This is a genomic window from Sphingomonas sp. GC_Shp_3, assembly GCF_026540945.1.
Taxonomy (GTDB): Bacteria; Pseudomonadota; Alphaproteobacteria; order Sphingomonadales; family Sphingomonadaceae; genus Sphingomonas.
The window spans coordinates 1-25,109 of the sequence record NZ_JALNUT010000018.1; the positions used below are offsets into that span (position 1 = coordinate 1).

Below are 25,109 nucleotides of genomic sequence, written 5' to 3' on the forward strand. Positions count from 1 at the left end.
GTTGCGCCGGAGGGCAGGGGAAGGGCAGCTACTCTACGTCAGCCGACCAATACCGGACCTTCCGCAGGCGCCCACTAGCGGTCATTGGCGAGCGAGTTTAGACCATCACGAAGGAGGAGCCGCATGACCGACGACGTGATCGCTCGACGAGTTTTCAAAATCGACGGGCAGCAGGCGGAATGTCGCTTTTACAAACCACAGGAAGATGCTGGCAGTTTCTTCTGCCCGGTTCAAATCGACTGGCCAGAGGGGACGAAGAACAAGCGGGCTGGTGGCGTGGATGAAGTCCAAGCACTACTGCTCGGAATGATGTTAGCCCACACAGACCTACTTGCAGCTAGGAACATGGATGGTCGAGTAATCGAGTGGTTTGATGGCCAAAGCCTTGGACTTCCGGTGACACCTAGCATCCGGGATTGGGACCCAGACAATCACATGTAACAAAGACGAAGGTCCGCTTGCCACCACACCGCGACATTCCGCGGCTGTTCTCGAACGCCTGAAACCGGACGTTCTAGCGACATGAACGGGTGACCGGAGTTGGGAAACCAAAAACGCGTCGCGAACGGCCGGAAGTGGGTCCAATTGCTGCGACCTAAATCCCATCGGCTTGAGCAATTTGCTCGTGCTAAATCCGGCACCAGCGGTATGGTCCAGTCCCGAATAGTGGGCGGGCGCAACGGCCCGCCTCAAATTCGTTAAGACAGCGGCGGTTGCCCGTTTGACGCGGTAAGGCCGCCGTCAACCGGCAGGTTCACGCCCGTCACAAAATGCGCATCCTTGCTCGCCAGGAACGCGATCACGCCCGAGATGTCGGCGGGCTCGGCACCGCGACCCAACGGAATGCGCTCTTCGAATTTGGCGATGAGCTCAGGCTGTTCCTTCATCCCCGCAGTCAGCGCAGTGTAGGTGAGCGACGGATTGACCGCGTTGACGCGGACGCCGTGCTTCGCCTCGTCCATTGCCAACGCACGGGTGAAATTGCTCACCGCCCCCTTCGCCGTGCAATAGAAGCTGTGGTTCCAGTCGCCGCCCAGCCCGGAAACCGACGAGACGTTGACAATGCAGCCTTTCGACTAGCGCAGATGGGGGATTGCCGCGCGGCTCATATGAACCACGCCGTACAGGTCGGTCTCGATCACTTTGGTGAATTCGGCAAAGTCGCCCTCATCGACTTTGCCGAGATGATCGATGCCGGCGTCGTTGACGAGCACATCGATCCGACCGAAGCAATCGATCGCAGCCTGGACGAGCGCCTCACATGCGGCGCGGTCGGACACGTCGGTCTCTCGAATCTCGACCGTGCCGCTCAGTTCGCCGCCGAGCTTTTCGAGCGCGGCTTTGTCGATGTCGCCTAACACCAGCGTTGCGCCTTCCTCAGCGAAGCGGCGCGCGGCGCCCTCACCGATCCCCGAGGCGGCACCGGTGATGACGATGACCTTGTTAGAAAAGCGCGCCATTATGCGTTTTCCGCCTGCACGTCGTGTTTACTTTCAAGCCTCATAATCGTCCTCTCGCTATCGACAGCACTCGCGTGCAGCTCAGGCTGGAATGTCCTGGATGTCGCCGGTGTTCGCGGCGGCAATGCCATTCTTTCGGTGACGGAAGTCGCTGAGCGCCTGGTAGACCTGCATGCGCGCGCGCATCACGCCGCCCAGTGGGCGATGGACCTCGAGGCTATGGGCTGGGCGGAACGTCATCACCTCGTCGAAATAGCGGACGCGGTCTGGACCATAAGCTGACTGTTGCGGCAGTCGGATTGTGGCGATGGTACGATACGGGCTTTCGCTCATCGGCCAGTCGACGGAAGTATCCTCGATGGGCTGCGTCTCGGCATCGGTCCACAGCTGCGCCCGAAGCTCGAACACCGCATCGTTGCCCTCGAAGTAATCGACCGCGGCATGGCGGAAGCCATCTTCGTCCTGATGCGGGTCGAGCTGCCAATCGGCGAGCGCCTTCTGCTCTGCCGCAACCGGAAAGGCCCCGATCTTGGCGACATGGTCGCCGAAGCGCACTGGACACTGGCTGAAATATTCCTCGACCAGCGGGTGACTGAAGGGATGGCCATAGAAGTCCAGCGTCGGGCTTAGACCCGCACCAACCGCGTTCAACACCTTGTTGATGTTGCGAGCGACAGAGGCGGCCGCACTCTTCACCCCCTCGGGCATGGGAACCGTCAGGCCTATTTTTTGGCCTGCGAGAGGAAACCCGCAGCGGTGCCCGCTGGGAAGGTCGTACCGCTGGCGAGGACGAAATCCTGCGTCGGTGCGTCATGGCCGGGCAGCTTCGCGCCATCGACGCCGAACACCTTGATCGACATGCCACGATGGGTCGAGACACGGTCGCCCAGTTTCTCACCCGGCCCTTGCGCGAAGCGGACGGCAACATCGAACGTGCCCGGCTCCGCGAATAGGCCTTGGGCAAGTTCGGGCGGCAGCCCAGGTGCGATAGTGAGCTTGCCGATCACGCAAGCCGTGCTCTTGGCGTGGCTCGCCCGTACCGCGTGCCCGTCGCGCTTCTCGACCGTCTGGCTCTCCTGGGTCATGCCTTGGATGATGCCGTCGATGCTCTCCTGTTCGTCGGGCTCGCGTGTTTCGATGTCGGGCGAATAGCGCAGATAGGTCATGGAATGTCCGATCACTTCGCGGGCGCGAAGGAGAACAGCTGCGTCTTGATCGACGGCGGTGCGCCGGGCGTGAACCAGTTGGTGTCCTGGATATGGCTCGCGGTAACGTACATCGTCCCGTCGCGCCCTTCGGAGAAGGTGTCGGGCCAGCGCAGGCGGCGGTCGGTCAGCACCGTCTCGACCGTCGCGCCGTTCAGCCGCTTGATGGCATAGTCAGTGGGCGAGGTGAGGTAGAGTACGCCTGCCTTGCTCATCCATAGGCCATCAGCGACATGCGTCTGCGCGACCGTCTTTACGGCTGCCGCCCTGTCGGCTTCGCTGACGTTTGACCGCAGCTTGGCGGTGTCAATCGCGTACAGCGTCTTGCCGGTCAGCGCCTGATAGTAGAGCGTCTTGCCGTCCTTGGAGATCGCGATGCCATCGGCGGCGAAGGCGGGCTGGCGGCCATCGGGGCGGACGAGCGGCTTGCCGTCGAGCGTGATCTTCACCGTCTTGTCGATCTGGGTGGAGGGATGCCCGTCAAGCGCGCGGTAGCTCTGGCCGCTTTCCAGATCGACGACGATGATGGCGCCGCGCGTGCCGCTGTCGGTGATGTAGCCGGTCTTGCCGTCGGGCGAGAAGCGGATGTCGTTGAGGTAGGTGCCCTGCAACGCCACGTCGCCGGGAACCAGGATCGTCTTCGTCACCGTATTCGATGCCAAATCGATGCGGACGAGCTTGGGTGCGCCTTCGAGGATCTTCTCGTTTCCGGGGGCGCCGGGATCCAGTACCCAGAGGTTGCCGTGGCCATCGGGCACGATTGACTGCACGCAGACGAAATAGTCGCCGACCGGCAACTCGTTGGCACGAGCATTGCGCCAGCTGTTCCACTTGGCGTCGGGATAGGGACGTAGGGATCCGTCCTTCATCAGCTCGGCAACAGAGATGGGCGCGTCGTCCGTCCAGCGCGGAAAGTTGACGAAGCGACGGCCATCCTCAGTCACGGCGACGCCGGTCGCCTGATGGTCGAACTGCGCCACCTGCGTCAGCTGTGCGCTGCGTCCCTGCGCGTGAGCGACGCCGACTGCGGCAGCGGCGACCGGCCGATGGCGGCAATCCCGGCGGCATAGGGGGCGGCTTTCTTCATGGACAGGTTCCTATCGGTGACATCGGTAAGCGCGGCGGGATTGCCGGCGAAGAGAGTAAGGAGGTGGCGCACCACCGCTTGCGGGTTCTCGCGCTGCGGAAAGTGGCCGACCTCGGTCATGGTGATGCGCGCGAACGGCCCGACAAATTTTGTGTGCACGTCGTTCGCAGTCGAGGGCGGGTTCACGCCATCGGCATCGCCGTGGATGTAGAGCGTCGGCAGCGACAGCGTCTCGGTCGCCTTGACCATGTCCTTCAGCCAAACGCTTCGTGGATCGGGTTCCGCTTCGCCCCAACGCGCACGATAGCTGTGGAGCGTCACATCGACCCAGTCGGGATTGTCGAACGACCGCGCGACCCGGTCGAACGTTGCCTCGTCGAACCATCCCGCTGGCGACCAATTGACCCAATGCAGGTGGGTGAACCCGCGCCGGTCCGCACGCACCGCTTCCGCCCCGCGCGCGGTCGCCATGAACCAGTGATACCATTGCCGCTGAGTCTGCTCGAATGGCGGCGTCGGCATGCCGCCGAGGCGGGGCGGGGTCGACAGCATCGCCATCCGCTCCACCCGATCGGGCCATCCGACGGCCAGCGCCTCGGCAGTGTTCGACCCCCAGTCGTGCCCGGCGACCATGAAGCGGTCGATGCCGAGCGCGTCGAGCAGCGCGATCATGTCGATCGCCAGCATTGCGCTGTTGCCGGTCCGCAAGACATCGTCGTTGACGAAGCGGGTGGCGCCGAACCCACGCAACGTAGGAACGATGACGCGGAATCCTTCGGCAGCTAGAGCGGGTGCCACCTGATCCCACGTCGACGCGTCATCCGGCCACCCATGGATGAGGAGCAACGGTTGTCCCTGCTCCGCGCCGTGAAGCGACACCTCCATGTTCAGGTCGCCAGCGGTAATCATCGGCATTTGTCAGCCTCCTGGCGGTTCAAGGTTTTTCGAACGTGTCTTCGGCTCCGCCGTTTCACCTCTGCTTCGAAAGCATCGACGTGATGGCTTTCAGAACGACCAAGCACTCAATTCGTCGCCACGCCGATCTGCTCAGGGTCTGCGTCAAGGGACGAGCGCCACGCTCCTGATCACGCGCGACCGCCAACTGGCTCGTGGTAGGGGCAGCCGTTCACGCGAGCGCGAAAGTCGGCGGAGTGGCGGTAGGTCCCGTTACGCGCACGGTTGATGTTTCCAAGCGGCTGATGTGCGGCGAGGCCGGTCCAGATCGAGAAGCGCATTTCCTCGTTGATCTGCTGAAACTTGTCCTCAGTCAGGCTGTCCTGCCTGGCTGCACGGATCGTCGCCACGGTCTGAAAGGGCGCATCGTCCTGCTTCCACTCGACGGTCGAGTCCTCGATCGGCTGCTTGTCGAGGTCGCGGCACAGCTGCACGCGCAGTTCCCACTCCATCTCAAGCACCTGGGTCTCTGACCGGATCACGTCACGCAGGGCGTTCGGCCGGCCAGTCGCGTCGATCGTGGTGTCGGTCTGATCGGTCAGGTCCTTGGACACGGGGAAGATCGCGAATTTGGCGATGTAGTCGCCATAGCGGAATGGCGTGACACTGAAGTAGGTCTCGCCAAGGGGATCGGAGTTGGGCGCCCCGCCGAGCGTCTGCACTTTCGGGCTTTCGATCCCTACCGCGCTTAGCACGGTGTTCACGCCGCGGAGCACCTTGGACATCGCCTCCTTGGTGCCCTCGAGCTTGTCAGTAGTGCCGGCCAGAAGCTTCAGGTTGCCCAAAAACTGGTCTGCGGTCTTGTTCTGGAACACCGGGCCGTTGACCATCACGAAGTCCTGCGTGTTCCCGTCAGCGCCTGGAAGCCGTGCACCGTCCACACCCATGGCCTTGATTGCCAGACCGCGCGGCAGGCTGATGGTGTCCGGCAGAATGTCGCCGGCGTTGGTCGAGAAGCGCATGACGATCTTGTGCTCGCCCGGCGTTGCAAACATCCCCTGGGCCAGCTCCTCGGGCAGTCTATCACGGATAGTCAGCGTGCCTTCGAGAAAGCCGTGTGCCTTGGCATGAACGGAGCGAACGGCATGACCATAATCCTCCGCCGTCTTCTCAAGGATCTTGTCGAACGTCTGGTTGAGTTGAGCGATCGTCTCGGCTTCTTCCGGCTTCACGTCCTCGACGTCGGGGGAGTAGCGGACTGGTGCTTGGGTCATGGTCGCAGATCCTATCGAACAAAGAAGAGGCGGCGGCCAACCGGCCGCCACCCATACGCTTAGCGCGGGGTGGCAGGCGCTGCGAACGCTGCGCGCAGCCGAGCAACTGCCACGTCGTTCGCCTGCTTGGCGCCGTTCACGACCTTGGCCATGCCGAAGAACTCATGCGTCACGCCTGGGAAGGTTTTTTGTTCAACCTTGTCACCAGCCGCCCGCATCGCAGCCGCCAATGTCTCACCATCCGAGCGCAGCGGATCGATCTGCGCGTTGATGATCGTCGTGGGCGGAAGCCCACGGAGGTTCGCGGCAACCAGGTTCAGCCGGGGATCCTGCGCATCCGCCTTGCTCGTCTGATAGTAATAGCCGAACCAGGGCAGCATCGCGCCATTCAGCGGCTTGGCATTGGCCGAGTCCCGTCGCGAGGGCAGCGTCATGCTGCTGTTGGCGATCGGATAGACCGAGATGATGTGACGCGGCAGCGTTAGGCCATTGTCCCGGGCATAGATCGCGGTTGCAACCGCGAGGTTGCCTCCGGCGCTCTCTCCAACCGTGGCGATCTGCGCAGGGTCGCCGCCCCAGCTCGCTGCATTCTGCAGCGTCCAGCGATAGGCCGCGGCCGCATCGTCATGCTGTGCAGGGAATTTGAACTCGGGTGCGTGGCGGTACTCGACCGAGACCACGATCGCATTCAGCGCCTTCGACATGGCCCGCGGTGCGGCGTCGTAGGTGTCCACGTCGGCAATGACCCAGCCGCCGCCGTGATAGTAGACGATAACCGGCATGGGCTTGCCGCCAGCGGGGGCATTGGCCGGCTTGTAGATGCGGGCGAATTGCTTGGGGTCGCTGCCGTACGGCACGTCCTGGGTCGTGACGGCAGCGTCGGGCTCGGTCGACATGCCCTTCTTCGCCATCGCTGCCTTTGCGCCATCAGCGGCCGACGGCTGCATACGCGCCTCGGCCGGAGTTAGCGTCTCGATCGGCTTGCCACCGAGCGTTGCGAGCGCGTCTAGGACCGACTGCATGTCGGGCGCGGCTTTCGGTGGCTGCACGGATGTCGCGAGCGGCGGCGGCAGCGGCGGGGCTGTGACCGAGCGTGCCGATTGGGCCAGAGCTGGAACGCCGGCAATGGCGGTCGAGGCGGCAATCAGCATTGCAATGGTTCTGCGCAAAAATCCCTCCTGTAACTATCTTATTCACAACTATCAGCGACACTCTGCGTTTCGGTACGAAAGTAGACGCACGGCTTGAGGGGCGGGGTTCGGGCGCATGGACTGCGGAATGAATGGTCAGGCTTTGAAGGCGGATAAGACACGGGGTTCCTACGCGACGCCGTGTGAGGCGAATGCTCTGCTGCGTCTCTTGAATGACGCTGATCGCGCCGCGCTTGCGCCGCATCTCGAACTTGTGCCGTTCCGCAACGGCGACATGATCGCGCGGGCCGGCGATGCAGCAGATAGCATCTGCTTCCCGTTGACCGGCATCGCTGCAATACTCGACTCGCTTGAGGGCGATCGCCGCTATGCTGTCGCGCTGGTCGGGAGTGAGGGGTTCATCGGTTGGCAGCTGCTGCTTGGGAACGGGCGCTGGGCGCATGACGTGGTGATGAGGGCCGAACACGGCACAGCGATGAGGCTGTCGGCCGCGGCGTTAAACGGGATAGTGGCCGAACGTCCGGCAATCCGAACCGTCCTGCTTCGCTTCGTCGACGTAATCATGACCCAGATGTCCAGGACGATCGTCTCGTCGCTCGCACACTCGATCGAACGGCGGATGGCGCGATGGATCCTGCTCTACCACGACCGCGTGCAGGAGGACGACATCTGCATGACGCACGAGGAGTTCAGGCTAATGCTTGGCGTTCGTCGCAGCAGCGTGACCGACGCTCTCCACAAGCTCGAAGAGGATGAGGCTGTCCGATCCGTGCGTGGGCGCGTGATCGTGCGTGACCGGGAGCGGCTGCTGCGGCTCGCTGGCGACACCTACGGATTCGCCGAGGCAGAGTATCGACGTCTACTCGGCCTCTCATCAAATTGAATTGCAGACTGACGCCTCCCATGGCGTCCCCATTTGTAGTCCAAAACAACTCATATCGCACCGACTTGCCCTCCAAGCTAAGTTTGGACGCTAAATCAACATGAACAGTTGGCTGTAGTTGGGGGTGAGATAGATACGTCGCGAACGACTGGTTCTGGGTCTCCGCGGCCGCTGGTCGCTTGATCGCTGAATGACCAAGCTCGTCTGCTCCCAAGGTCTTTCGCATCCTGCAACCCGCTGTTTTACGAGCTCGAAGCCTTTCCGTTTCTCCGTGTCCACCAGCTCATATTGGGAAAGTGTTTCCGGGGAAGAGTTTTTGAATAGCGGTTTACGATGGTGAACGCTCGCGTGGTAAGCACGGCCGGCATACCAGTGAAAGGGCAGTCATGTCGGACACCGCAAACGTAATCGCCGTGGACCACACAGGCTTCGCTGTGTCGTCTTTGGACGAAGCCGTTCGGTTCTGGACGGGAGCGCTCGGTTTCACACTTGAGCGGCAATCGGAGATGGGGGGCGACTTCCTGCAACAGGTGACAGGTGTCGATGATCCGAAGGTGAAAACGGCGATCGTCAAGGCACAAGACGGCTATGTGGTCGAACTGTTGGAATATTCAAACGGGCTCCAGAATGGGACGGTGCCCAGCGGCGCCGGATCGATCGGAGCGGCCCACCTGGCTCTGACCGTAAGGGATATTCACGTCGCCATTGCCCGCGTCGAGGCAGCAGGATGGAAGGCGAAAGGCAATCCGCTGCCGATCCCGGGTGGTCCACGGAAGGGAACGTTGGTGGCCTACGTTTCAGGCCCGGATCATATCACGATAGAGCTTATGCAGCCCACAGCCAGTTAATGGGCCGGCAAAAGCTTTGCCACCGCATCATCCTTTCTGAAGGCTGGGAGGGCAGCCTGCAGCGCTGAGGCACAGCACCTTCTCTACTGCAATACTGAATGGATGGCAGAAATTGGGGAGCAAGAAAGAGGCCGCGAATGACCGCAAGTGGGTCACAGGTGCCCAGTTGGAAAAGCCAGCACCAGCAGAAACCAGTTCAGTCCTCAAGGTTTGAGCGACAAAGTAGAGCCTCGGCTGCCGTGTCGGCGACGGCAAGCAGTCTTGGCTCGTCCCATCCCTCTCGCGCTGCCGCTGATAGGCCGAGCATCGTCGTAGCAACATAATCTGCCACACGTCCGGAAGCTTTGATTCCCGCATCGTCCAGAAATTCCGCCACCCTACTTCGGTTTTCTCCCGCAATTTGTTTGGCTGCGATGCCCCAATCCGTTGCGCCCGCTTTTGCGTGTTCAAGGATCAGGCAACCACGCCGATGCGGACTAGTGGTATAAGCGTGCGCCGCAGCTCGCAGCATGTCGCCAAGCGCCGCCATCGGATCTGCACCCGGCGTCAGGAAGCGGTCCAGCGGCACCACGGTGGCCGAGTAGAGCCTTAGGGTCTCTTTAAAGAATGCGGCCTTGCTGCCGAACGCTGCATAGAAGCTCGGCGGGGAAATCCCGATCGCCTCGGTCAGCGCGGCCACGCTGACGTTCTCGTAGCCGTGCTCATGAAACAGATGCTGCCCGGCCTCGATCGCAGCCTCAAGCTCGAAACCACGGGGGCGCCCCCGTTGTCGCTTATTTACATTAACATCCATTACAGAAATCTCTTGCCTCTGAGAGTCGTATTTCTATAGCGGGCGTTAACACAAATAGCGATGCCTCAGGATCGTGACGGTGCAGAGGCAGGCGTTACATCGACAAACAAGGACACTCATGCCGTTCTCCTCCAACAAAATCGGCGTTCAAACGGGCTCAGCGGCGCGCGCCGCACTCCCGATCGGGGCCCTTGCCGGCCTCGCCGCCAGTGGCTTCCTGTGCATCGTCACCGAGACGCTCCCCGCTGGCCTACTTCAGCAGATCGCATCCGGCCTGCGAATCTCCGAGGCGATCGCGGGACAACTCGTTGCCGTCTATGCGCTTGGGTCCTTGCTCGCAGCGATCCCGCTCACGAGCCTGACCCAAGGCCTTCGCAGACGACCTGTCCTGCTCGCCACCATCATCTGCTTCGTCGTGGGCAACACGCTGACCGCATTGGCCGGATCGATCACGGTCGTGCTGGTCGCGCGGTTCGTCGCCGGATGCGCGGCGGGTCTCGCGTGGGGAATCCTTGCAGGTTACGCGCGCAGCATCGTGCGTGCCGATCAGACCGGCCCGGCAATGGCCCTCGCCATGGTCGGCGTGCCGCTGGCGCTTTCACTCGGTGTTCCCATAGGCACCTTCCTAGGCGGTTTAATTGGGTGGCGCGGATCGTTCCTGATCCTCTCGGCACTGAGTGTCGTGCTGATCGGCTGGATTATCTTTAAGGTGCCCGATGCCCCCGGGCGGGGGGGTGACAATCGTCCTTCTCTGCGCCACGTCGTCGCGACACCGGGTATCATACCGATCCTGCTCGTCATCCTTGCATGGATGACGGGCCACAACATCCTCTACACCTACATCGCGCCGTTCGCGACCGCTGCGTCCGCGCGTGTCGATCTCGTCCTGCTGGCGTTCGGCATCAGTTCGCTCGTCGGCATCTGGATCGTCGGGCGATTGGTCGATCGGATGCTGCGCATGCTGGTATTGCTCGCGATCGGATCGTTTGCGGCCATTGCATTTCTTCTGACGTTTGCCGGTGGCCAAGGCCTTGCCGTCTATGCGGCAGCCATCGTCTGGGGCCTTGGCTTCGGTGGTGCCGGGGCGATGATGCAGACGGCGTCGGCGGACGCAGCAGGGGACGGCGTAGATCTGGCGCAGGCGATGGTGACCACGGCTTGGAACCTGGCGATTGCGGTCGGGGGCGCGCTAGGCGGGGTGCTCCTCACGACGGAAGGGACCGCGCTGCTGCCCCCCGCTGTCGTCGCGCTGACCCTGATCGCCTTCCTTATCGCGCTGGCCGCACGCCGTTTCGCCTTTCCACCGGGTCACCGCTCGACGCCGGCCAGCTAACTTTAAGATACTCTCAGAATACCGCCCCATTGAAAAAACGGGGCGGACATCGAGTTGAAATTGGTTCAGCACTCCTCCGCTACCAACATGAATAAACGGCAGAAGTTGGGGGGCGGTAAAGGGGCGCGAATGTCCGAGATTGGGTCTGGCCGGAAGCTGTAGGACAGGGTGCCTTACGCCCACTTCCGGACACTCATGTGTGCAATTCGCATCCCTGAAAGCGGTCGCTCTACCAGCGCAAATACCTGTCGCCCAGCATCCCAGCACGGCAACTCATATAAAGATTTCTTTATATGAGTTGTAACGGTCTGCAATGGAGCTATGACGCGCACAGCGGTCGAAAGGCCGCTAGATCGCGCTGGTGCCCCGAAAGGGGCTTAAAAGGGAACGCGGTGCGGGCGGTTCGCCGCCCCAGGCCGAGGCTGTCCCTGCAACTGTAAGCGGTGAGTGCGATGCACACGGCCTCCTGTTCGGAGGCAAGCCACTGGACCGAGCGCGGCAACGCGCAAAGGTTTGGGAAGGCCGTGCATCGTGCATTGACCCGTGAGCCAGGAGACCTGCCGGCGTCTGGTCGCTCTTGCTCTGGCCCAGGGGGTGGCCGTGGCACGGACCTGTCCGGTCGAGCGACGTGAACGGCGGGGGCCGTTCGGTGTCGCGGGTCGGGCGTTGGCGTCCGCCGGGTCCGTGGACGGTCGCGTCTGCGGCAGGTCCCCGTCAGCGTTGGCTTGGCGTCGGACGAAACGAACACTCATGATTAGCTGCTTCTCACCCCGGACACGCCATATGGCGTTCCTGCTTGCCGTTACGCCCGCCGCTCCAGCCTTGGCGGAGACTGCCCCTTCATCCCCGCCAGTCGACAGCGAAATCGTCGTCACGGCGTCCCGCGTCGATCTGCTTGGCAAGGCGAACACCGCCAGCCAGGGCACGATCACCGCCAAAGAAGTCGAGCTTCGCCCCGTTTACCGGGCATCGCAGATCTTCGAGAGCATTCCAGGTTTGGTTGTCACGATCCACTCGGGCGAGGGCAAGGCGCAGCAATATTTGATCCGGGGATACAATCTCGATCACGGCACCGACTTTGCCAGCTTCGTTGACGGCATGCCCGTCAATCGGCCCACCAACACCCACGGCCAGGGCTATTCCGATCTAAACTTCATCATCCCGCAGACGGTCGCCGGGCTCGATTACACCAAGGGCCCGTACTACGCCGCGATCGGCGACTTCGGTGCGGTGGCCAGCGCGCAGACGCGTATCGCCGACGAGACTCCGGCGCAGGCGACGGTGACGGTCGGCACGGACGGGTATCAGCAACTCGTGACCGGGGGCACGTATCATCTCGGCGACGATCGCCGACTGCTCGGTGCCGTCGAGCTGACGCATTATGATGGGCCGTGGCAGCCGACGCAGAACTTCCGCAAGGCCAACGCGCTGCTGCGCTACAGCCAGGGCACCGCCATCGATGGAATGAGCCTGACCGCGATGTTTTACCAAAGCGCGGGCCGGCTCATCACTGACCAGCCGCTGCGCGCGATTGAGCAGGGGCTGATCGATCGGTTCGGCACGCTTGATCCGACCGATGCCAGTCGCTCGCTCCGCTACAGCCTGTCCGCGCATCTCGACAAACCGATTGGCGCGGGCGCGCTGGCGGTCAACCTGTACGGCATCCACAGCACGATGACGCTGTGGAACAACTTTACGCACTATCTGGATGATCCGATCAACGGCGATCAGGAGGAGCAGAACGAGAACCGCACCACGGCGGGCGGCGCGCTCGCTTATACCATCACCTCGACCTTCGCCGGGGTCGGGTTCGAAACCGTTATGGGCTTCCAGGGGCGCTACGACACAGTGTTCGTCGATCGGCGGCATACGGTTGGGCGCACCACCATCCTGCCCGGATGCCAGTTGGCGCGGGAGGACGGACCGACGCTGACCTATCCGGCGGTGAACGGCTATTGCAACGCCGATCGGGCGCATTTGCTCGACGTCGCGCCCTATGTTCAGGAAACCGTCCGCTGGACGCCTTGGCTGCGCACCGTCGCGGGCGTGCGCGAGGAATACTACCATGCGACTGACAGGAGCATAGTCACCGGCACACGCGGGCGCGGGCATCAATGGCTGTTCCAGCCCAAGGGCAGCCTGATCCTGGGTCCTTGGGCGAAAACCGAGTTCTATGTCAGTGCTGGGCGTGGCTTCCACTCGGACGATGTGCGTGGAGTGTTCGGCACGGTGCCGGAGGTCGGCGTGCCCTTGTCTGGCGGCGCGACGCCGCTGCTCGCACAAACCTCTGGCTATGAAATTGGGGTGCGCTCAAACATCGTGCCGCGCCTTCAGGTCCAGCTTGCGGCGTTCCAGCAGGATTTCACGTCGGAGCTGACCTACAATGCCGACAGCGGGCAGGACGAGGCGGGCGCGCCATCCCGGCGGCAAGGGATCGAGGTGTCGGGCCAGTATCATCCATTCCGCTGGCTGGAGCTAAACACCGATCTCGCTTTCTCGAAACCGAGGTATCACACCGACGATCTTGCGGCCTACGGCCTCAACGCCCGCTATATCGCCGATGCGCCGAACTTCATCTACTCGGCCGGTGTGCTGGTGGATTACCTCGGCGGCTGGTCCGGGAGCCTGGTGTGGCGGCGTCTCGGTACGCACCACCTCGCCGATGGCGAGGCGTATCCGACCGACAAGGGCTATAGCGAGTGGAACCTTCAGATCGGCTTTACTCTGCCTCGCGGCTGGCGGGTTGGAGTCGGTGTCTTCAATCTCTTCGACAGCCATGACGAAGCGGCCGACTACTTCTATACGAGCCGTCTACCGGGCGAGCCGGCGGGAGGCATCACCGGCTTCCAGGTGCATCCGCTCGAACCACGATCAGCGCGCTTCTCGATTACCAAGACTTTGTGATGTTAGCCACTGAAACGCCGACGTTCTTGGGAAATCATTCTTTCTGAGGCTGCCGGCGTCGCTCAGCTAGGTCAACTACTAGCCTCAGCTTGCCCGAAAGCGGACCGGCGGCTCTCCGCCACCCTAAGCCACTCCGCGGTCACTTTCGAACGCCTGATAACGGACGTTCAAGCGACATGAACGGGCGTCTGCTTTCGGGGGCAGCGTTTTGGACGTTGAATGTCCGCAACTGGGTCCTCTCCGCCGTGATACGCGGCGAAACTCTTTGCTTATGATGCAAACGGTAGGACATGGAGGGGAGGCAGAGGAGGCTTTGAAGCCCGAGACAAATGACGGGGGCCCATCAGGTGCATGCTAGGTGGCGCCAGCAGCCATTTACATTTTACTGAGTATCGTTGCGCCTGCGGCTCCGAGATCAATGATGCGCGTTAGCATCCTCTGGGTCCGACACTGGGTCAGTCCCGAACAGGGGATGCCCATATGGATCAGACCGCCTTCATGATCGTGTTTACGGTCATGTCACTCGCCTCGCTGGCGATCTACGCGAAGGGAAGCAAGGCTCCCGCCTCTACGCCATCACACGCTGCTGCACGCGACTGTGCCGTGCAAAACACTTTCAAGGAGCCGTTGTGAGCTCCGTTGACCTTCTGCCCGGCCATCTGCTGCGGCGTCCTGGCGCCATCACGCATGCCGATCACTTTAGAGGCTGCCAGATCGATGATCCTGAGCTTGCGGAAGTGCTATCGCCGGACGCGCCATTGCTCGTGCTGCACGAAGGGGCAATTCATGCCGAGGGACCTGCATGGCAGGCGTCGCACGGTCGTCTGCTCTTCTCCGATGTTCCCAATCGCCGGCTGAACGCGTGGTATGAGGCCGACGGCCGGGTCGAGGTCACGATCGATGCGACCTGGTTCATGAACGGTAACGCTGTCGCGAAAGATGGCACCGTCTGGCATTGCGAACATGGTCGCCGCTGTGTCAGCCGTTCGTTCGCCGACCTGACGGGAACTCCTGAACCGGTCATCACACACTATGAGGGCAAGCGTCTGAACGCGCCCAATGACGTGACGGTGGCGCCCGACGGATCGATCTGGTTCACCGATCCGATCTTCGGCATCGTCATGCCTAGCCAGGGCGCGCTGGCCGAGCCGGAGCTCGATAACCACAGCGTGTACCGCTTCGATCCCGCAACTTCAGAACTGACGCGGATCGCGGATTTCGAACAGCCCAACGGTGTCGCGCTGTCTGCCGACGGTGGGACGCTGTACGTATCGGACACGTCACTATCGCTCGGCGAGGTACCGGGCTTTACGGCAGGCGCGAAGCACGAAGTGGTGCGCTTCCGCCACCAGCCGGACGGTAGCTGGGGGGAGCGAACACGCTTCTGCCGAACAGATCACGGCTATCCGGACGGGTTCACGACCGACGCACGCGGCTGGTTATGGGTGAGCGCTGCCGACGGTGTTCACGTCTGGTCGGCGGATGGCGACAGGCTGGGGTTCGTGCCCATCGGCGCGACCGTCTCCAATCTATGCTTCGGCGGCTCCGACGGACGGCGCCTCTTCGTCGCGGCGGGAAGCCGCTTGCTTGCACTCGATCTGAAGGCTGATGCATGACCTCTCCTATTGCGGACTATGCCCTGATCGGCGACGGGCGGACGGCGGCCATGGTTGCACGCAACGGTTCGATCGACTTCCTGTGCCTGCCGAATTTCGACAGCGACGCATGCTTTGCGGCGATGCTCGGCGATCAGGGTAACGGCTGCTGGCAGATCGCTCCGACCGGGTTCGTGACGGCCGTAGAGCGGCGCTATCGCGGCGACACGTTGATCCTGGAAACCGATCACTCGACCGAAAGTGGCGTGATCCGCGTGACGGACTTCATGCCTTGGCACGACGCCGACCCGATGATCGTGCGGATGATCGAGGGGTTGTCGGGCGAGGTCGAGATGGCCAGCCTTCTGCGCCCCCGTTTCGACTATGGCCGGGTGCCGCCATGGATGCGACCGTTTGACGGTGGCCTGTGTGCCGATGCCGGGCCACATCAACTCGTACTGCACGCTCCGTGCGCGCTTGAGGTCGCAGACGGCGATGCCCGCGCCACCTTCCGTGTGAAGAAGGGAGAACGGCTGGCTTTCTCGCTTTCCTATGCGCCATCCTACGCTGATCTGCCGAAAGAACCGAACGCCGCGCGCCTGCTGAAGCAAACCGACAAGGCATGGCATGACTGGATCGGCCGCTTCGATGCACCCGAGCGCTGGGGTGTGCCGCTCAAGCGCTCGCTTCTCACGCTCAAGGCGCTCATCGACCGGCGCACCGGCGGGCTGGTCGCCGCCGCGACCATGGGCCTTCCCGAGGTGCCGGGTGGCGCGATGAACTGGGATTACCGCTATTGCTGGCTACGCGACGCGACCTTTACGTTGACCGCACTGCTGAATGCCGGTTTCGGTGACGAGGCGGTACGCTGGCGCGACTGGATCCTGCGTGCGATCGCGGGTGATCCGAAAGACATGCGCATCATGTACCGCATCGACGGGGGGCGTCGCTTGCAGGAATATGAAGCGACCTGGCTGAAGGGCCATGGTGGCGCGAAACCGGTCCTGGTCGGCAACGCCGCATCGGACCAGACCCAGCTCGACGTCTACGGCGAACTGATCGACAGCTTCCACGTCGGCGCCCGCGCGGGCGTGGAGCGCACGCCGCGTGACATCGCGGTGGAGATCGCGCTGATCGAATATCTGGAGGGCGCCTGGGACAAGCCCGGTGCCGACATCTGGGAGAGCCGCGGCGACCCGGGCTGCTATACCTATTCGCAGGCAATGGCATGGGTGGGCGTCAACCATTTCGTCGAAAGCGACGTCATGCGCGCGGCGGCAGGCGACGAACTGGTTGGGCGGATGCGCGGCCTTCGAGCGCAGATCCACCAGACCGTGTGCGAGCGGGGCTATTCGTCCAGCGCAGGGCACTTCGTCCAACGTTACGACGGCGAGGCGCTTGACGCTTCGCTGCTCCTGCTGCCCCTGGTTAAGTTCCTGCCCGCCGACGACCCGCGTATCGCGGGCACGATTGCGGCTGTGGAGCGCGAGTTGATGGAAGGCGGGCTGGTTCGACGCAAGGCGGCGAAGGGCGACGGTCACGATGAAGGCGCGTTCCTCGCCTGTTCGTGCTGGCTTGCCGACTGCATGGCGATGCAAGGACGGCGCGACGAGGCAGCGACCATGCTCGACCGGGTAATCGGCCTCAGCAACGACGTCGGGCTGCTGAGCGAGGAGTTCCACGTCCCGACGCGCCGTTTGATCGGCAACGTACCGCAGGCGTTGACCCATCTGGGCGTCGTCAACTCCGCCCTTTTCCTGTCACGCCCGGTGGTGCAGCGCGGCGCGGTCTGATCAGCCGCCGGTCTGATGTAGATGCCCGTCCGGATCCCGCAGCAGCGCCGACACGCCGTGGCGCCAGACGATCCGCGTCGCTGCGACGTCATTGACCGCGACGGGCTCGGACGACGCGCCGGGCGATTGGTGATAGTGCAGCAACTCGACATGGGGAGGCGCCGCGGCCGGCTTCATCGGCACGACATCGGCGACGGGGCTTTCCAGACCGTCGAGCGCCGCCTGTTCGCTGCCCTGATTAAGCGTGGCGTCGCCGCAGGTCAGGCTATGAGCGGTGTAGAAGGCTTCGCTCTCGGCCCGGTCACTGACAACGATTGCGCTATGATCGATGCCGAGCATCCCACTGCCGCGCCAACCCTTCTTCGCTGCGTCGGGGAAGCTGAGCAGTTCGAGCGGGTGCCCTTCCGGATCACGTAACTTGATCGCGGTGACGCCACCTGATGACTCGGGCAGGGTCACCGGTCCAGCATCACTGATCGGCGGCGCACCAGCCGAACGGGCCTCTGACCAGGCAGCTTCCACATCGTCGGTGACGAGGGCGAGATGCTGGAAACAGATCGACGCAGCATCCACATCCGAGGGATAGGCGCGGCCAGATTGATCGTAGCAATCGAGCTCCACCGTCGCTTCACCCAGCCGCATCGACCAGCGCATCCCTCCGCCCGAGATGCCGAGCATCGCCAGTTCAGCGTCTTCAATCGGTCGAGGATCGCCGACGGTGAAGCCCAGCGCGGCATAGAAGGCGACGAGGACTTCAGGTTGCTGCGTCACCAGTCGGAACGCGGCGATGCGGGCGAGGGTCATCTGAGTTCGCACCGCCCGACCGGGTCGCGGTGCAACTGCACCGTCATCAGGCGGCATGGCTCGTCCCCGATCGTGCCGGACTTGTGCCCCTTCTTGCCGTCCTTCTCGACGCAACCCTGATCGCCACCGAAGGAGAATTCCCCCGGCCCCTGCTCGATGCGGTTTCCGTCCATCGCTTCGATCCACCAGCGGCCCGACAGCACCACGATCCACTGCGGTGCCGGGTTCTCGTGCCAGTCGCCGACCCAACCGACCGGCTGAACGGTGAAGACGACGGTGGCTTCGCCGCGTTCCATCTTGTCGTTCCACTGCGGATCGGCGGGCCCCACGCCCTTCAGCTCGTAATTGGTCAGCGCGCACTCGCTGAAACGGCTGATGCCATCGCCGTCGACATAGAGATGCTGATAGGAGACGGAGGGCTTGGGACCGGCATCGGACATCTTCTATCTCCCGTAAGGATGGCTGGAGGCGAAGGGCGCATCGAGGAAGGGCTGGAGCCCGGACCCGTCGGTGCCGACGATGAGGAGGAGGAAGCCCGCGCCAAGCGACAGGTTCTTGAGGAAGTCCCAAAACAGCGTGCGCGCCTTGCCGCCCGGATCGGCGAAGAAGTCACCCGGCTTCCAGAACTGCTTGTACAACACCGCCGTCACGGCGCAGTAGCCGGCAACAACGAAGGCGGCAGCGCGGTCAGCGACCCCAAGCGCGATTGCGCCGCAGCAGACGATCTCGATGAACAGCCCGACCATCAGCACCGCCACCGCGAGCCAGCGCGGCGAAAAGACCTGCTGCGCTTGGCTGACCGCATGATCGAACGAGACAATCTTGTCGAGTGCACTGAACGGCAGGAACAGCATGACGATGCCGTAGCGCACGACGAGCGCCGCGATCGCAGCACTCGTCATAGCCGTTGCTCAATGATGCTCGCCACCCGCAGCGCATTGGCGATGATCGTCAGCGTCGGGTTCACCGCACCGATCGAGGGAAAGAAGCTGGCGTCGGCAATGTAGAGATTGTCGACTTCGTGCGCGCGGCAGTCGAGGTTGAGGACCGAGGTCGACGGATCGGTGCCGAAGCGGCACGTGCCCGCCTGATGCGCGGTCCCCGACAAGGGTATGTCCTTGCCGAGATAGAGCGAACGCTCGACCAGCATGGCAGGCCAGCCGATATCGGACAGCACCTGCTCCAGCTTGGCTCTCAACCGCCTGAGAGACTCTTCGTTCGTTTCGGTCACGTCGAGATGGACCTGCCCGCCCTGATAATAGACCCGGTTCTCCGGTATCGGCAGATCCTCGGCCTGGAGCCAGAAGTCCATTGAGTGCCGCGCCATCTCGGCAAAGGGCATGTCGGGCAGATGCTTCATGAGGGCCGCCAGCGGTGCCTCGCCCTTGATCTGGTCGGCATGGCTGGTGGCGCACATCTGTATGAGGCCGAGCGGGTGCGGATAGTCGGGATCGCCGCTGTCATAGTAGAAGTCGCTCAGCGCCAGCGTCTTCTGAAACACCGTCTCGTTGACGTGCTTCATCACCGCCATGACGATCGACATCTCATGGCGCATATAGTTGCGGCCAACCTGATCCGATCCGTTGGCGAGACCATTCGGATGCTGCTCGTTGGCGGAGCGCAGCAGCAGCAGCGCGGAAGAGAGTGACCCACACGCGACGACCACCGTGTCCGCGCTATAGCGCTCCTGCCGGCCGTCACGCTGCACGAGGATCGACTCCACCCGGCGTCCACTGGCATCCGTGTCCAACCGCTCGGCATAGGCTCCGGTCAGGAGCGTCACGTTGGGGTAGTCGCGTATGGTCGGATCGACGCACATCACCTGCGCGTCCGCCTTGCCGTTCAGCAGGCATGGAAAGCCGTCGAAGTAGGAGCGCCGCATGCATACGCTGGTGGGCGTCGCGAACCCATCTTCCTTCTGGTCGAGGAGGATGCCGAGCGGCAGATGGAACGGGTACAGCCCCAGTCCGGTCAGCTTGTCGGATAGCTCCTGCACCTTGGGCTCGTGCTTGACCGGAACGAAGGGGTAGGCGGTGCTGCCGGGATCGAGCGGATCCTCACCGCGGCGGCCGTGGACGTGGAACAGAGCTTCCGCCTCGTCGTACCAGGGCGCGAAATCCTGATAGGAGAGCGGCCAGGCGGGGGACACCCCGCCAGCATGGGAGACCTCCTCGAAATCGCGTGCACGGAGACGGAACAGCGCCGAGCCGTACACCTTGGAATTGCCGCCAACATTGTAGTGGAGCTGCGGTGCGAACGTGCCGCCATCCTTGTTCACCCACTGCTCGTCAGCCTGATACTTGCCCTCGACGAAAACCGCCTGACCGCTCCAGTTCGCCTCTTCACGCGGCAGATAGTCGCCACGTTCGAGGATCAGGATGCGCTTGCCGGTAGGTGCCAATCGCTGCGCAAGGGCTGCACCGCCAGGACCGCTACCGATCACGATAAGGTCGTAATGCGTGTTCTCAGCCATGCATGCGTCCGCTGCCAAGTGATGCCATCGTGGCATAGCCGGAACCCCAACGACGGAATGCTGTTCCCAGCGTTGAACATTTAGGAGCGCAGCATGGGAAAAGTCGTCGTTGTTACCGGAGCCGGCGCAGGCGTAGGCCGTGCCACTGCCGAAAAGTTCGCGAGCGAAGGCTATGACGTCGCGTTGCTGTCGCGCGACCCTGACCGGCTGGAGCGCGCAGCCGAGCAACTGCGACGCCATGGTGTTCGTGCTTTGCCGATCCCGACCGACGTTGCCGATGCCGCGGCGGTGGAAGCGGCGGCCGACCGCACCGAGCGCGAGCTTGGCCCGATTGACGTATGGGTGAACGTCGCCATGGCGACCGTCTTCGCGCCTGTCGCCAAGCTGACGCCCGAGGAAGTCGAGCGTGGCACCAAGGTTACCTATCTTGGCCAGGTCCACGGCATGATGAGCGCGCTCAAGCGGATGCGGACGCGTCGTGGCACCATCGTCAACGTCGGCTCGGCACTGGCTTACCGATCGGTACCGCTTCAGTCGGTTTACTGCGGTGCAAAGGCGGCGATTCGGGGGTTCACGGACTCGCTGCGTTCCGAGATCATCCACGACAAGATCGATGTGCATCTGACGATGGTCGACCTGCCGGCGGTCAACACGCCGCAGTTCGATTGGGCCTTGAACAAGATGGGCAAGAAGGCGCGCCCCGTTGCGCCGATCTTCGAACCCGAAGTCCCCGCGCGAGCCATCTTCTACGCGGCCACCCATAAGCGTCGCGACGTGTGGCTGGGCTTCTCCTCGGTGAAGGCGATCCTCGGCAATCGCATCGCGCCCGGGCTGATCGACCGCTACCTCGCCAAGACCGGCTACACGGGGCAGCTGACGGACGAGCCTGCGCCCGCCGATGCGCCCTCGAACCTGTTCGAGCCGGTACCCGGTGATTACAGCGCCCACGGTCGCTTCGACGACAGCTCGCGTCGACGCAGCATCGAGTTCTTTACCGACCGTCACCGAACGGCCTTCTATGCACTTGGGCTCGCCGGGCTGGGTTATCTGGCGCACCGGGCCGCCAAGCGCCTGGACATCTGACACCCGCAGGGCAGATCAACGTTTCAGGACGGTGATCTTTCCACTCGGCTCGAGCGTGACTTGACGAGTGTCGGTCACGCTCGATAGACCGGATTGGCGGAGCGCCTCGTCGAGATCGGCCTCAGACACCGAGTGGCGCAGACGGGCACCGTGATCGGCCTTCCCCTCCTTGAAGATCGTGATGGCTTGTCCCTCAAGAAGGCGAGACATGGCCGGGAAGCGCGCCGCCAGATGCGCCAGCAGCCAGTGGAGAAGCAGGAACACGCTGGTCGCCGCAAGCGTGCCCAGCAACGGCGCGCTACCGGTCAGCGCCCGGCTGAGGTTCGATCCGATCACGATCGACACGACGATGTCGAGCGCCGACCATTTTCCGAAGATGCGCCGGCCGACCACGCGAACCGCCAGAAGGCCATAAGCGAGCACCAGCACGGCACGCGCGCATTCCTGCGCGACGCTCAGGTCCTTGCCGCTGCCGAAGATCGACAAGCAGGTGGTCGTCAGTCCCTCCACGGCTACATCATCCGCTCGCGCAGGTTGAACATAATGACCAGCGTGCCCGACACCATCAGCGTGACGATCAGGCTCGCAAACAGCACCAAGAGCAGATCATCGCGCGACGACTTGGCAAGGCTGATATGAAGGAAGCAGCGGAACTGCACGATCACCTGCACGAGGGCCAGGACCAGGATGATCCCGAACGTCGTGCCGGCCGCGGCCAACGGCCATTTGACGACCGCAAAGGCGGCAAGCGTCAGTGCCAATGCCAGCGCGTAGCCGATCAGATATGTCCGGGTTTCGCGACGACGTTCGTTCACAGCACATGCCCCTGAAGATAAACGACGGTCAGGATGGCGATCCAGATAACGTCGAGGAAATGCCAGAACAGGCTGAGGCGCAGGATGTTGATCTTGACCCGCGTGTCGAAGCCGTAAGCGAGGACCTGCCCGCCCATCACCAACATCCAGATACATCCTGCCAGGACGTGTAGCCCGTGGAGGGGCACCAGCGCGAAGAACGCCGACAGGAAGGCGCTTCGCGTAGGGTAGGCGCCATCTGAGAACATGGTGGTGAAGTCGTGCATCTCCATCGCCAGGAAGGCGACGCCGAGGATGAAGGTGATGCCCATCCAAGCGAAAACGGGGCGCCGCGCCTCGTCATACTTCATGGCGAGCACCGCCAGCCCGATCGTCAGGCTGCTGGTCAAGAGGAGCAAAGTCTCGGCGAAGGCACTGCCGAGCTTGAACTCGCTCGCCGGGGTCGGCCCCCCCGCCGTTGCCGCCACGGCGGTGCCATAGACGGCGAACAGCAATGCGAAGATGATGGCATCGCTCATCAGGAACATCCAGAAGCCGAAGATGCCGCTCTCGGCATTGGCATTCGGATTCTGCTCGGTGCCGCCCAGATTGATGCCGGCGTGGCGCAGCGAAGGCTGGGTCATGCCGGAATCTCCGCAAGGCCGGAGTTGCGATGCGTCAGCTCGAGCTGACGCGGCGTCGGATCGGCCGCATCGAGCGCCGCATGCCAGCGATGCTCGGTTTCGGTAACCTCGGCTCCGGAGATGGTCCGGTCACTGAAGCGTACGAAGCTACGCAGGATAAGAGCGTAGGCACTCATCGCGACCGAGATGCCGGCCAGCCACCACATGTGCCAGACCAGTCCAAAGGCCGCCGCCGTCGCACCAATGCCGAGCAACAGCCCGGTAATGCTGTTCTTCGGTACGCTGATTGCGTCATAGTGCGCGTGGCGCTCATAGTAGCCACCCTTGCGCTTGCCATCATAGAACGGATCGCGCCCCCCAACATGCGGGATGACGGCGAAGTTGTATTCCGGAGGCGGTGCCGAGGTCGACCACTCCAACCCGCGCCCGTCCCACGGATCGCCGGCGAAGACCCGATTCTCATCCCGCTCGCGGATGCTGACGACCAGTTGGATCACCAACGATGCCAACGCCGCGAGCAGGATCAGCGCGCCAAAGCCTGCGACATAGAGCCAGGGACGGAATTCGGGCTGGAAGACTTCGTGCGTCCGCCGCGCCATCCCGCTGGCGCCGAGCACGTACAGCGGCATGAAGGCGAGATAAAAGCCGACGACCCAGCACCCGAACGACACCCGGCCCCAGCGCTCGTTCAGGCGGAAGCCGAACGCCTTGGGGAACCAGTAGGTGTAGCCCGCGAGCATGCCGTAGAGCAGACCGGGGATCAGCATGTTGTGGAAGTGCGCGACCAGGAACAGCGTGTTGTGGAACACATAGTCGAGCGGCGGGATCGCCAGAATGATACCGGTGAAGCCGCCGATGACGAAGGTGATCATGAAGGCGAGCGAGTAGAGCATCGGCACGGCAAAGCGCACCTCGCCGCGGAACATGGTCCAGATCCAGTCGTAGATCTTGACCCCCGTCGGCACCCCGATCGTCATCGTCGCAATGCCGAACACCGCGTTGATGTTGGCCGACTGCCCCATGGTGAAGAAATGGTGCACCCAGACGGTGAAGCTCAGCACCGCGATCGCCATCGTCGCCAGCACCAGCGAGACGTAGCCGTACAGCTCCTTCGACGAATAGGTAGAGACGACCTCGGAATAGACGCCGAACGCAGGCAGGATCAGAATGTAGACTTCAGGATGACCGAACAGCCAGAACAGGTTGGCGTAGTTCATCATGTTGCCGCCGAGGTCGTTCGTGAAGAAGTGGAACCCAAGGTAGCGGTCGAGGGCGAGGAGCGCGGTGGCGACCGTCAGCGCCGGCATTGCGAACAGCATCAGGATGCTGGTGCACAGGCTCGTCCAGCAGAACAGCGGCATGCGCATGTACGTCATGCCGGGGGCGCGAAACTTGAAGATCGTGCAGGCGATGTTGATCGCGGCGAGTGTCGAGCCGATAGAGCCGAGCGTCACCGCCCAGATCCAATAGTCGGGGCCGACGTCGGGGCTGAAGGCGAGCCCCGTATAGGGCGGATAGCCGCTCCACCCGCCGGTCGAGAATCTGCCCACGACAAGGCTGACCATCATGAGGATGGCGCCGCCTCCGGTCAGCGACAGAGCGACCGAGTTGGCCCAGGGGAACGCCATGTCGCGCGCGCCGATCTGGAGCGGCATGACATAGTTGATGAGGCCGGTCAGGAAGGGCATCGCCATGAAGAAGATCATGATCGAGCCGTGGGTGGAGAACAGCTGCGAAAAATGGTCGGACGACAGGAAGCCCGGATTGCCGACCGCCGCAGCCTGTTGCATCCGCATCAGCACCGCTTCGACCAGCGCCCGTGACAGCATCACCAAGGCGATCACAACATACATGATGCCGATCTTCTTGTGATCGAGACTGGTTACCCATTCGAGCAGCGTGCCCCAACGACGATACCGGGTCAGCAGCGTGACGGCGACGACGAAGCCGATGATGACGAGCGAAGCGGCTCCGGCGCCGATGATCTCACTGGCGGTGGGGTTCTCCCAGGCGCGTACGAACGGCAGATCGTGCCAGGTAAAGCGGCCGAGAACCTCGGGCCAGATCGGAGGGTGAGCAGTCTGCACGGGC

Annotated in this window: 24 protein-coding genes, 1 pseudogene and 1 riboswitch; of the genes and pseudogenes, 9 read left to right on the forward strand and 16 right to left on the reverse strand. The window is 62.9% G+C overall.

Features of this window, described 5'->3' with window-relative positions; all coding sequences use genetic code 11:
• Nucleotides 1–123 precede the first annotated feature (123 nt).
• Nucleotides 124–441, forward strand: a complete 318-nt coding sequence (locus OXR00_RS19045) for a hypothetical protein (protein WP_267389804.1) — start codon at nt 124–126, stop codon at nt 439–441.
• A gap of 257 nt (nt 442–698) precedes the next feature.
• On the opposite strand, the pseudogene OXR00_RS19050 reads toward OXR00_RS19045, so the two are convergent.
• From OXR00_RS19050 to OXR00_RS19080, 7 genes and pseudogenes are all read right to left on the reverse strand, one after another.
• Nucleotides 699–1,460 (reverse strand): annotated as a pseudogene (locus OXR00_RS19050) (SDR family oxidoreductase).
• 81 nt (nt 1,461–1,541) lie between these two features.
• The gene (locus tag OXR00_RS19055; protein WP_267389805.1) at nt 1,542–2,168 is read right to left on the reverse strand and encodes a hypothetical protein; all 627 of its coding nucleotides are present in this window, start codon (nt 2,166–2,168) and stop codon (nt 1,542–1,544) included.
• A gap of 14 nt (nt 2,169–2,182) precedes the next feature.
• Nucleotides 2,183–2,626, reverse strand: a complete 444-nt coding sequence (locus tag OXR00_RS19060; protein WP_267389806.1) for a hypothetical protein — start codon at nt 2,624–2,626, stop codon at nt 2,183–2,185.
• An 11-nt stretch (nt 2,627–2,637) separates the two neighbouring features.
• Complete coding sequence (locus OXR00_RS19065; RefSeq protein ID WP_267389807.1) at nt 2,638–3,645, reverse strand: L-dopachrome tautomerase-related protein; 1,008 nt, start codon at nt 3,643–3,645, stop codon at nt 2,638–2,640.
• A gap of 5 nt (nt 3,646–3,650) precedes the next feature.
• Complete coding sequence (locus OXR00_RS19070) at nt 3,651–4,667, reverse strand: alpha/beta hydrolase (RefSeq protein ID WP_267389808.1); 1,017 nt, start codon at nt 4,665–4,667, stop codon at nt 3,651–3,653.
• A 170-nt stretch (nt 4,668–4,837) separates the two neighbouring features.
• On the reverse strand, nt 4,838–5,920 hold the full coding sequence (locus OXR00_RS19075; protein ID WP_267389849.1) for a catalase family protein: 1,083 nt from the start codon (nt 5,918–5,920) through the stop codon (nt 4,838–4,840).
• Between the two features lie 59 nt (nt 5,921–5,979).
• A complete protein-coding gene (locus OXR00_RS19080; protein ID WP_267389809.1) occupies nt 5,980–6,831 on the reverse strand; it encodes an alpha/beta hydrolase in 852 nt (283 codons plus the stop codon).
• Between the two features lie 367 nt (nt 6,832–7,198).
• Here OXR00_RS19080 and OXR00_RS19085 point away from each other — a divergent pair, with 367 nt between their 5' ends.
• Both OXR00_RS19085 and OXR00_RS19090 read left to right on the forward strand, forming a co-directional pair.
• Complete coding sequence (locus OXR00_RS19085; protein ID WP_267389810.1) at nt 7,199–7,954, forward strand: Crp/Fnr family transcriptional regulator; 756 nt, start codon at nt 7,199–7,201, stop codon at nt 7,952–7,954.
• Between the two features lie 386 nt (nt 7,955–8,340).
• The gene (locus OXR00_RS19090) at nt 8,341–8,802 is read left to right on the forward strand and encodes a VOC family protein (RefSeq protein ID WP_267389811.1); all 462 of its coding nucleotides are present in this window, start codon (nt 8,341–8,343) and stop codon (nt 8,800–8,802) included.
• A 196-nt stretch (nt 8,803–8,998) separates the two neighbouring features.
• Here the strand turns inward: OXR00_RS19090 and OXR00_RS19095 are convergent, their stop codons facing one another.
• Entirely contained in the window at nt 8,999–9,595 is a 597-nt protein-coding gene (locus tag OXR00_RS19095) for a TetR/AcrR family transcriptional regulator (RefSeq protein WP_267389812.1), read from the reverse strand.
• Nucleotides 9,596–9,713: 118 nt separating this feature from the next.
• Here OXR00_RS19095 and OXR00_RS19100 point away from each other — a divergent pair, with 118 nt between their 5' ends.
• From OXR00_RS19100 to OXR00_RS19120, 5 genes are all read left to right on the forward strand, one after another.
• Complete coding sequence (locus OXR00_RS19100; protein WP_267389813.1) at nt 9,714–10,928, forward strand: MFS transporter; 1,215 nt, start codon at nt 9,714–9,716, stop codon at nt 10,926–10,928.
• Between the two features lie 342 nt (nt 10,929–11,270).
• Nucleotides 11,271–11,508: riboswitch (cobalamin riboswitch) on the forward strand.
• 203 nt (nt 11,509–11,711) lie between these two features.
• Nucleotides 11,712–13,832 (forward strand): TonB-dependent receptor, encoded by a 2,121-nt coding sequence (locus tag OXR00_RS19105; protein ID WP_267389814.1) that lies wholly within the window; start codon nt 11,712–11,714, stop codon nt 13,830–13,832.
• A 480-nt stretch (nt 13,833–14,312) separates the two neighbouring features.
• Entirely contained in the window at nt 14,313–14,465 is a 153-nt protein-coding gene (locus tag OXR00_RS19110; RefSeq protein WP_267389815.1) for a hypothetical protein, read from the forward strand.
• Nucleotides 14,462–15,448, forward strand: coding sequence for an SMP-30/gluconolactonase/LRE family protein (locus OXR00_RS19115; protein WP_267389816.1), 987 nt, complete (start codon nt 14,462–14,464; stop codon nt 15,446–15,448). The genes OXR00_RS19110 and OXR00_RS19115 overlap by 4 nt, the downstream gene beginning before the upstream one ends.
• Nucleotides 15,445–17,220 (forward strand): glycoside hydrolase family 15 protein, encoded by a 1,776-nt coding sequence (locus OXR00_RS19120; protein ID WP_267389817.1) that lies wholly within the window; start codon nt 15,445–15,447, stop codon nt 17,218–17,220. The genes OXR00_RS19115 and OXR00_RS19120 overlap by 4 nt, the downstream gene beginning before the upstream one ends.
• On the opposite strand, the gene OXR00_RS19125 is transcribed toward OXR00_RS19120, so the two are convergent.
• Genes OXR00_RS19125 through OXR00_RS19140 form a run of 4 tightly spaced genes read right to left on the reverse strand, consistent with a single transcriptional unit; the run spans nt 17,221 to nt 20,497 of the window.
• A complete protein-coding gene (locus OXR00_RS19125; RefSeq protein WP_267389818.1) occupies nt 17,221–18,024 on the reverse strand; it encodes a VOC family protein in 804 nt (267 codons plus the stop codon).
• Nucleotides 18,021–18,464, reverse strand: a complete 444-nt coding sequence (locus OXR00_RS19130) for a cupin domain-containing protein (RefSeq protein WP_267389819.1) — start codon at nt 18,462–18,464, stop codon at nt 18,021–18,023. The genes OXR00_RS19125 and OXR00_RS19130 overlap by 4 nt, the downstream gene beginning before the upstream one ends.
• Nucleotides 18,465–18,467: 3 nt before the next feature.
• Nucleotides 18,468–18,926 carry a DoxX family membrane protein gene (locus OXR00_RS19135; protein WP_267389820.1) on the reverse strand — a complete coding sequence of 153 codons (459 nt, stop codon included), beginning with the start codon at nt 18,924–18,926 and terminating at the stop codon, nt 18,468–18,470.
• The gene (locus tag OXR00_RS19140) at nt 18,923–20,497 is read right to left on the reverse strand and encodes a GMC family oxidoreductase (RefSeq protein WP_267389821.1); all 1,575 of its coding nucleotides are present in this window, start codon (nt 20,495–20,497) and stop codon (nt 18,923–18,925) included. The genes OXR00_RS19135 and OXR00_RS19140 overlap by 4 nt, the downstream gene beginning before the upstream one ends.
• Before the next feature lie 93 nt (nt 20,498–20,590).
• On the opposite strand from OXR00_RS19140, the gene OXR00_RS19145 reads away from it, so the two are divergent.
• Nucleotides 20,591–21,580, forward strand: coding sequence for an SDR family oxidoreductase (locus OXR00_RS19145; protein WP_267389822.1), 990 nt, complete (start codon nt 20,591–20,593; stop codon nt 21,578–21,580).
• Between the two features lie 15 nt (nt 21,581–21,595).
• Here the strand turns inward: OXR00_RS19145 and OXR00_RS19150 are convergent, their stop codons facing one another.
• The 4 genes from OXR00_RS19150 to OXR00_RS19165 are packed head-to-tail and all read right to left on the reverse strand — an operon-like array spanning nt 21,596 to nt 25,105.
• Complete coding sequence (locus OXR00_RS19150) at nt 21,596–22,066, reverse strand: YetF domain-containing protein (protein ID WP_267389823.1); 471 nt, start codon at nt 22,064–22,066, stop codon at nt 21,596–21,598.
• A 26-nt stretch (nt 22,067–22,092) separates the two neighbouring features.
• The gene (locus OXR00_RS19155) at nt 22,093–22,395 is read right to left on the reverse strand and encodes a cytochrome C oxidase subunit IV family protein (protein ID WP_267389824.1); all 303 of its coding nucleotides are present in this window, start codon (nt 22,393–22,395) and stop codon (nt 22,093–22,095) included.
• On the reverse strand, nt 22,392–23,018 hold the full coding sequence (locus OXR00_RS19160) for a cytochrome c oxidase subunit 3 (protein ID WP_267389825.1): 627 nt from the start codon (nt 23,016–23,018) through the stop codon (nt 22,392–22,394). Before OXR00_RS19160 ends, OXR00_RS19155 begins: the two co-directional genes overlap by 4 nt.
• Nucleotides 23,015–25,105 (reverse strand): cbb3-type cytochrome c oxidase subunit I, encoded by a 2,091-nt coding sequence (locus OXR00_RS19165; protein ID WP_267389826.1) that lies wholly within the window; start codon nt 25,103–25,105, stop codon nt 23,015–23,017. The genes OXR00_RS19160 and OXR00_RS19165 overlap by 4 nt, the downstream gene beginning before the upstream one ends.
• Between the last annotated feature and the right edge of the window lie 4 nt (nt 25,106–25,109).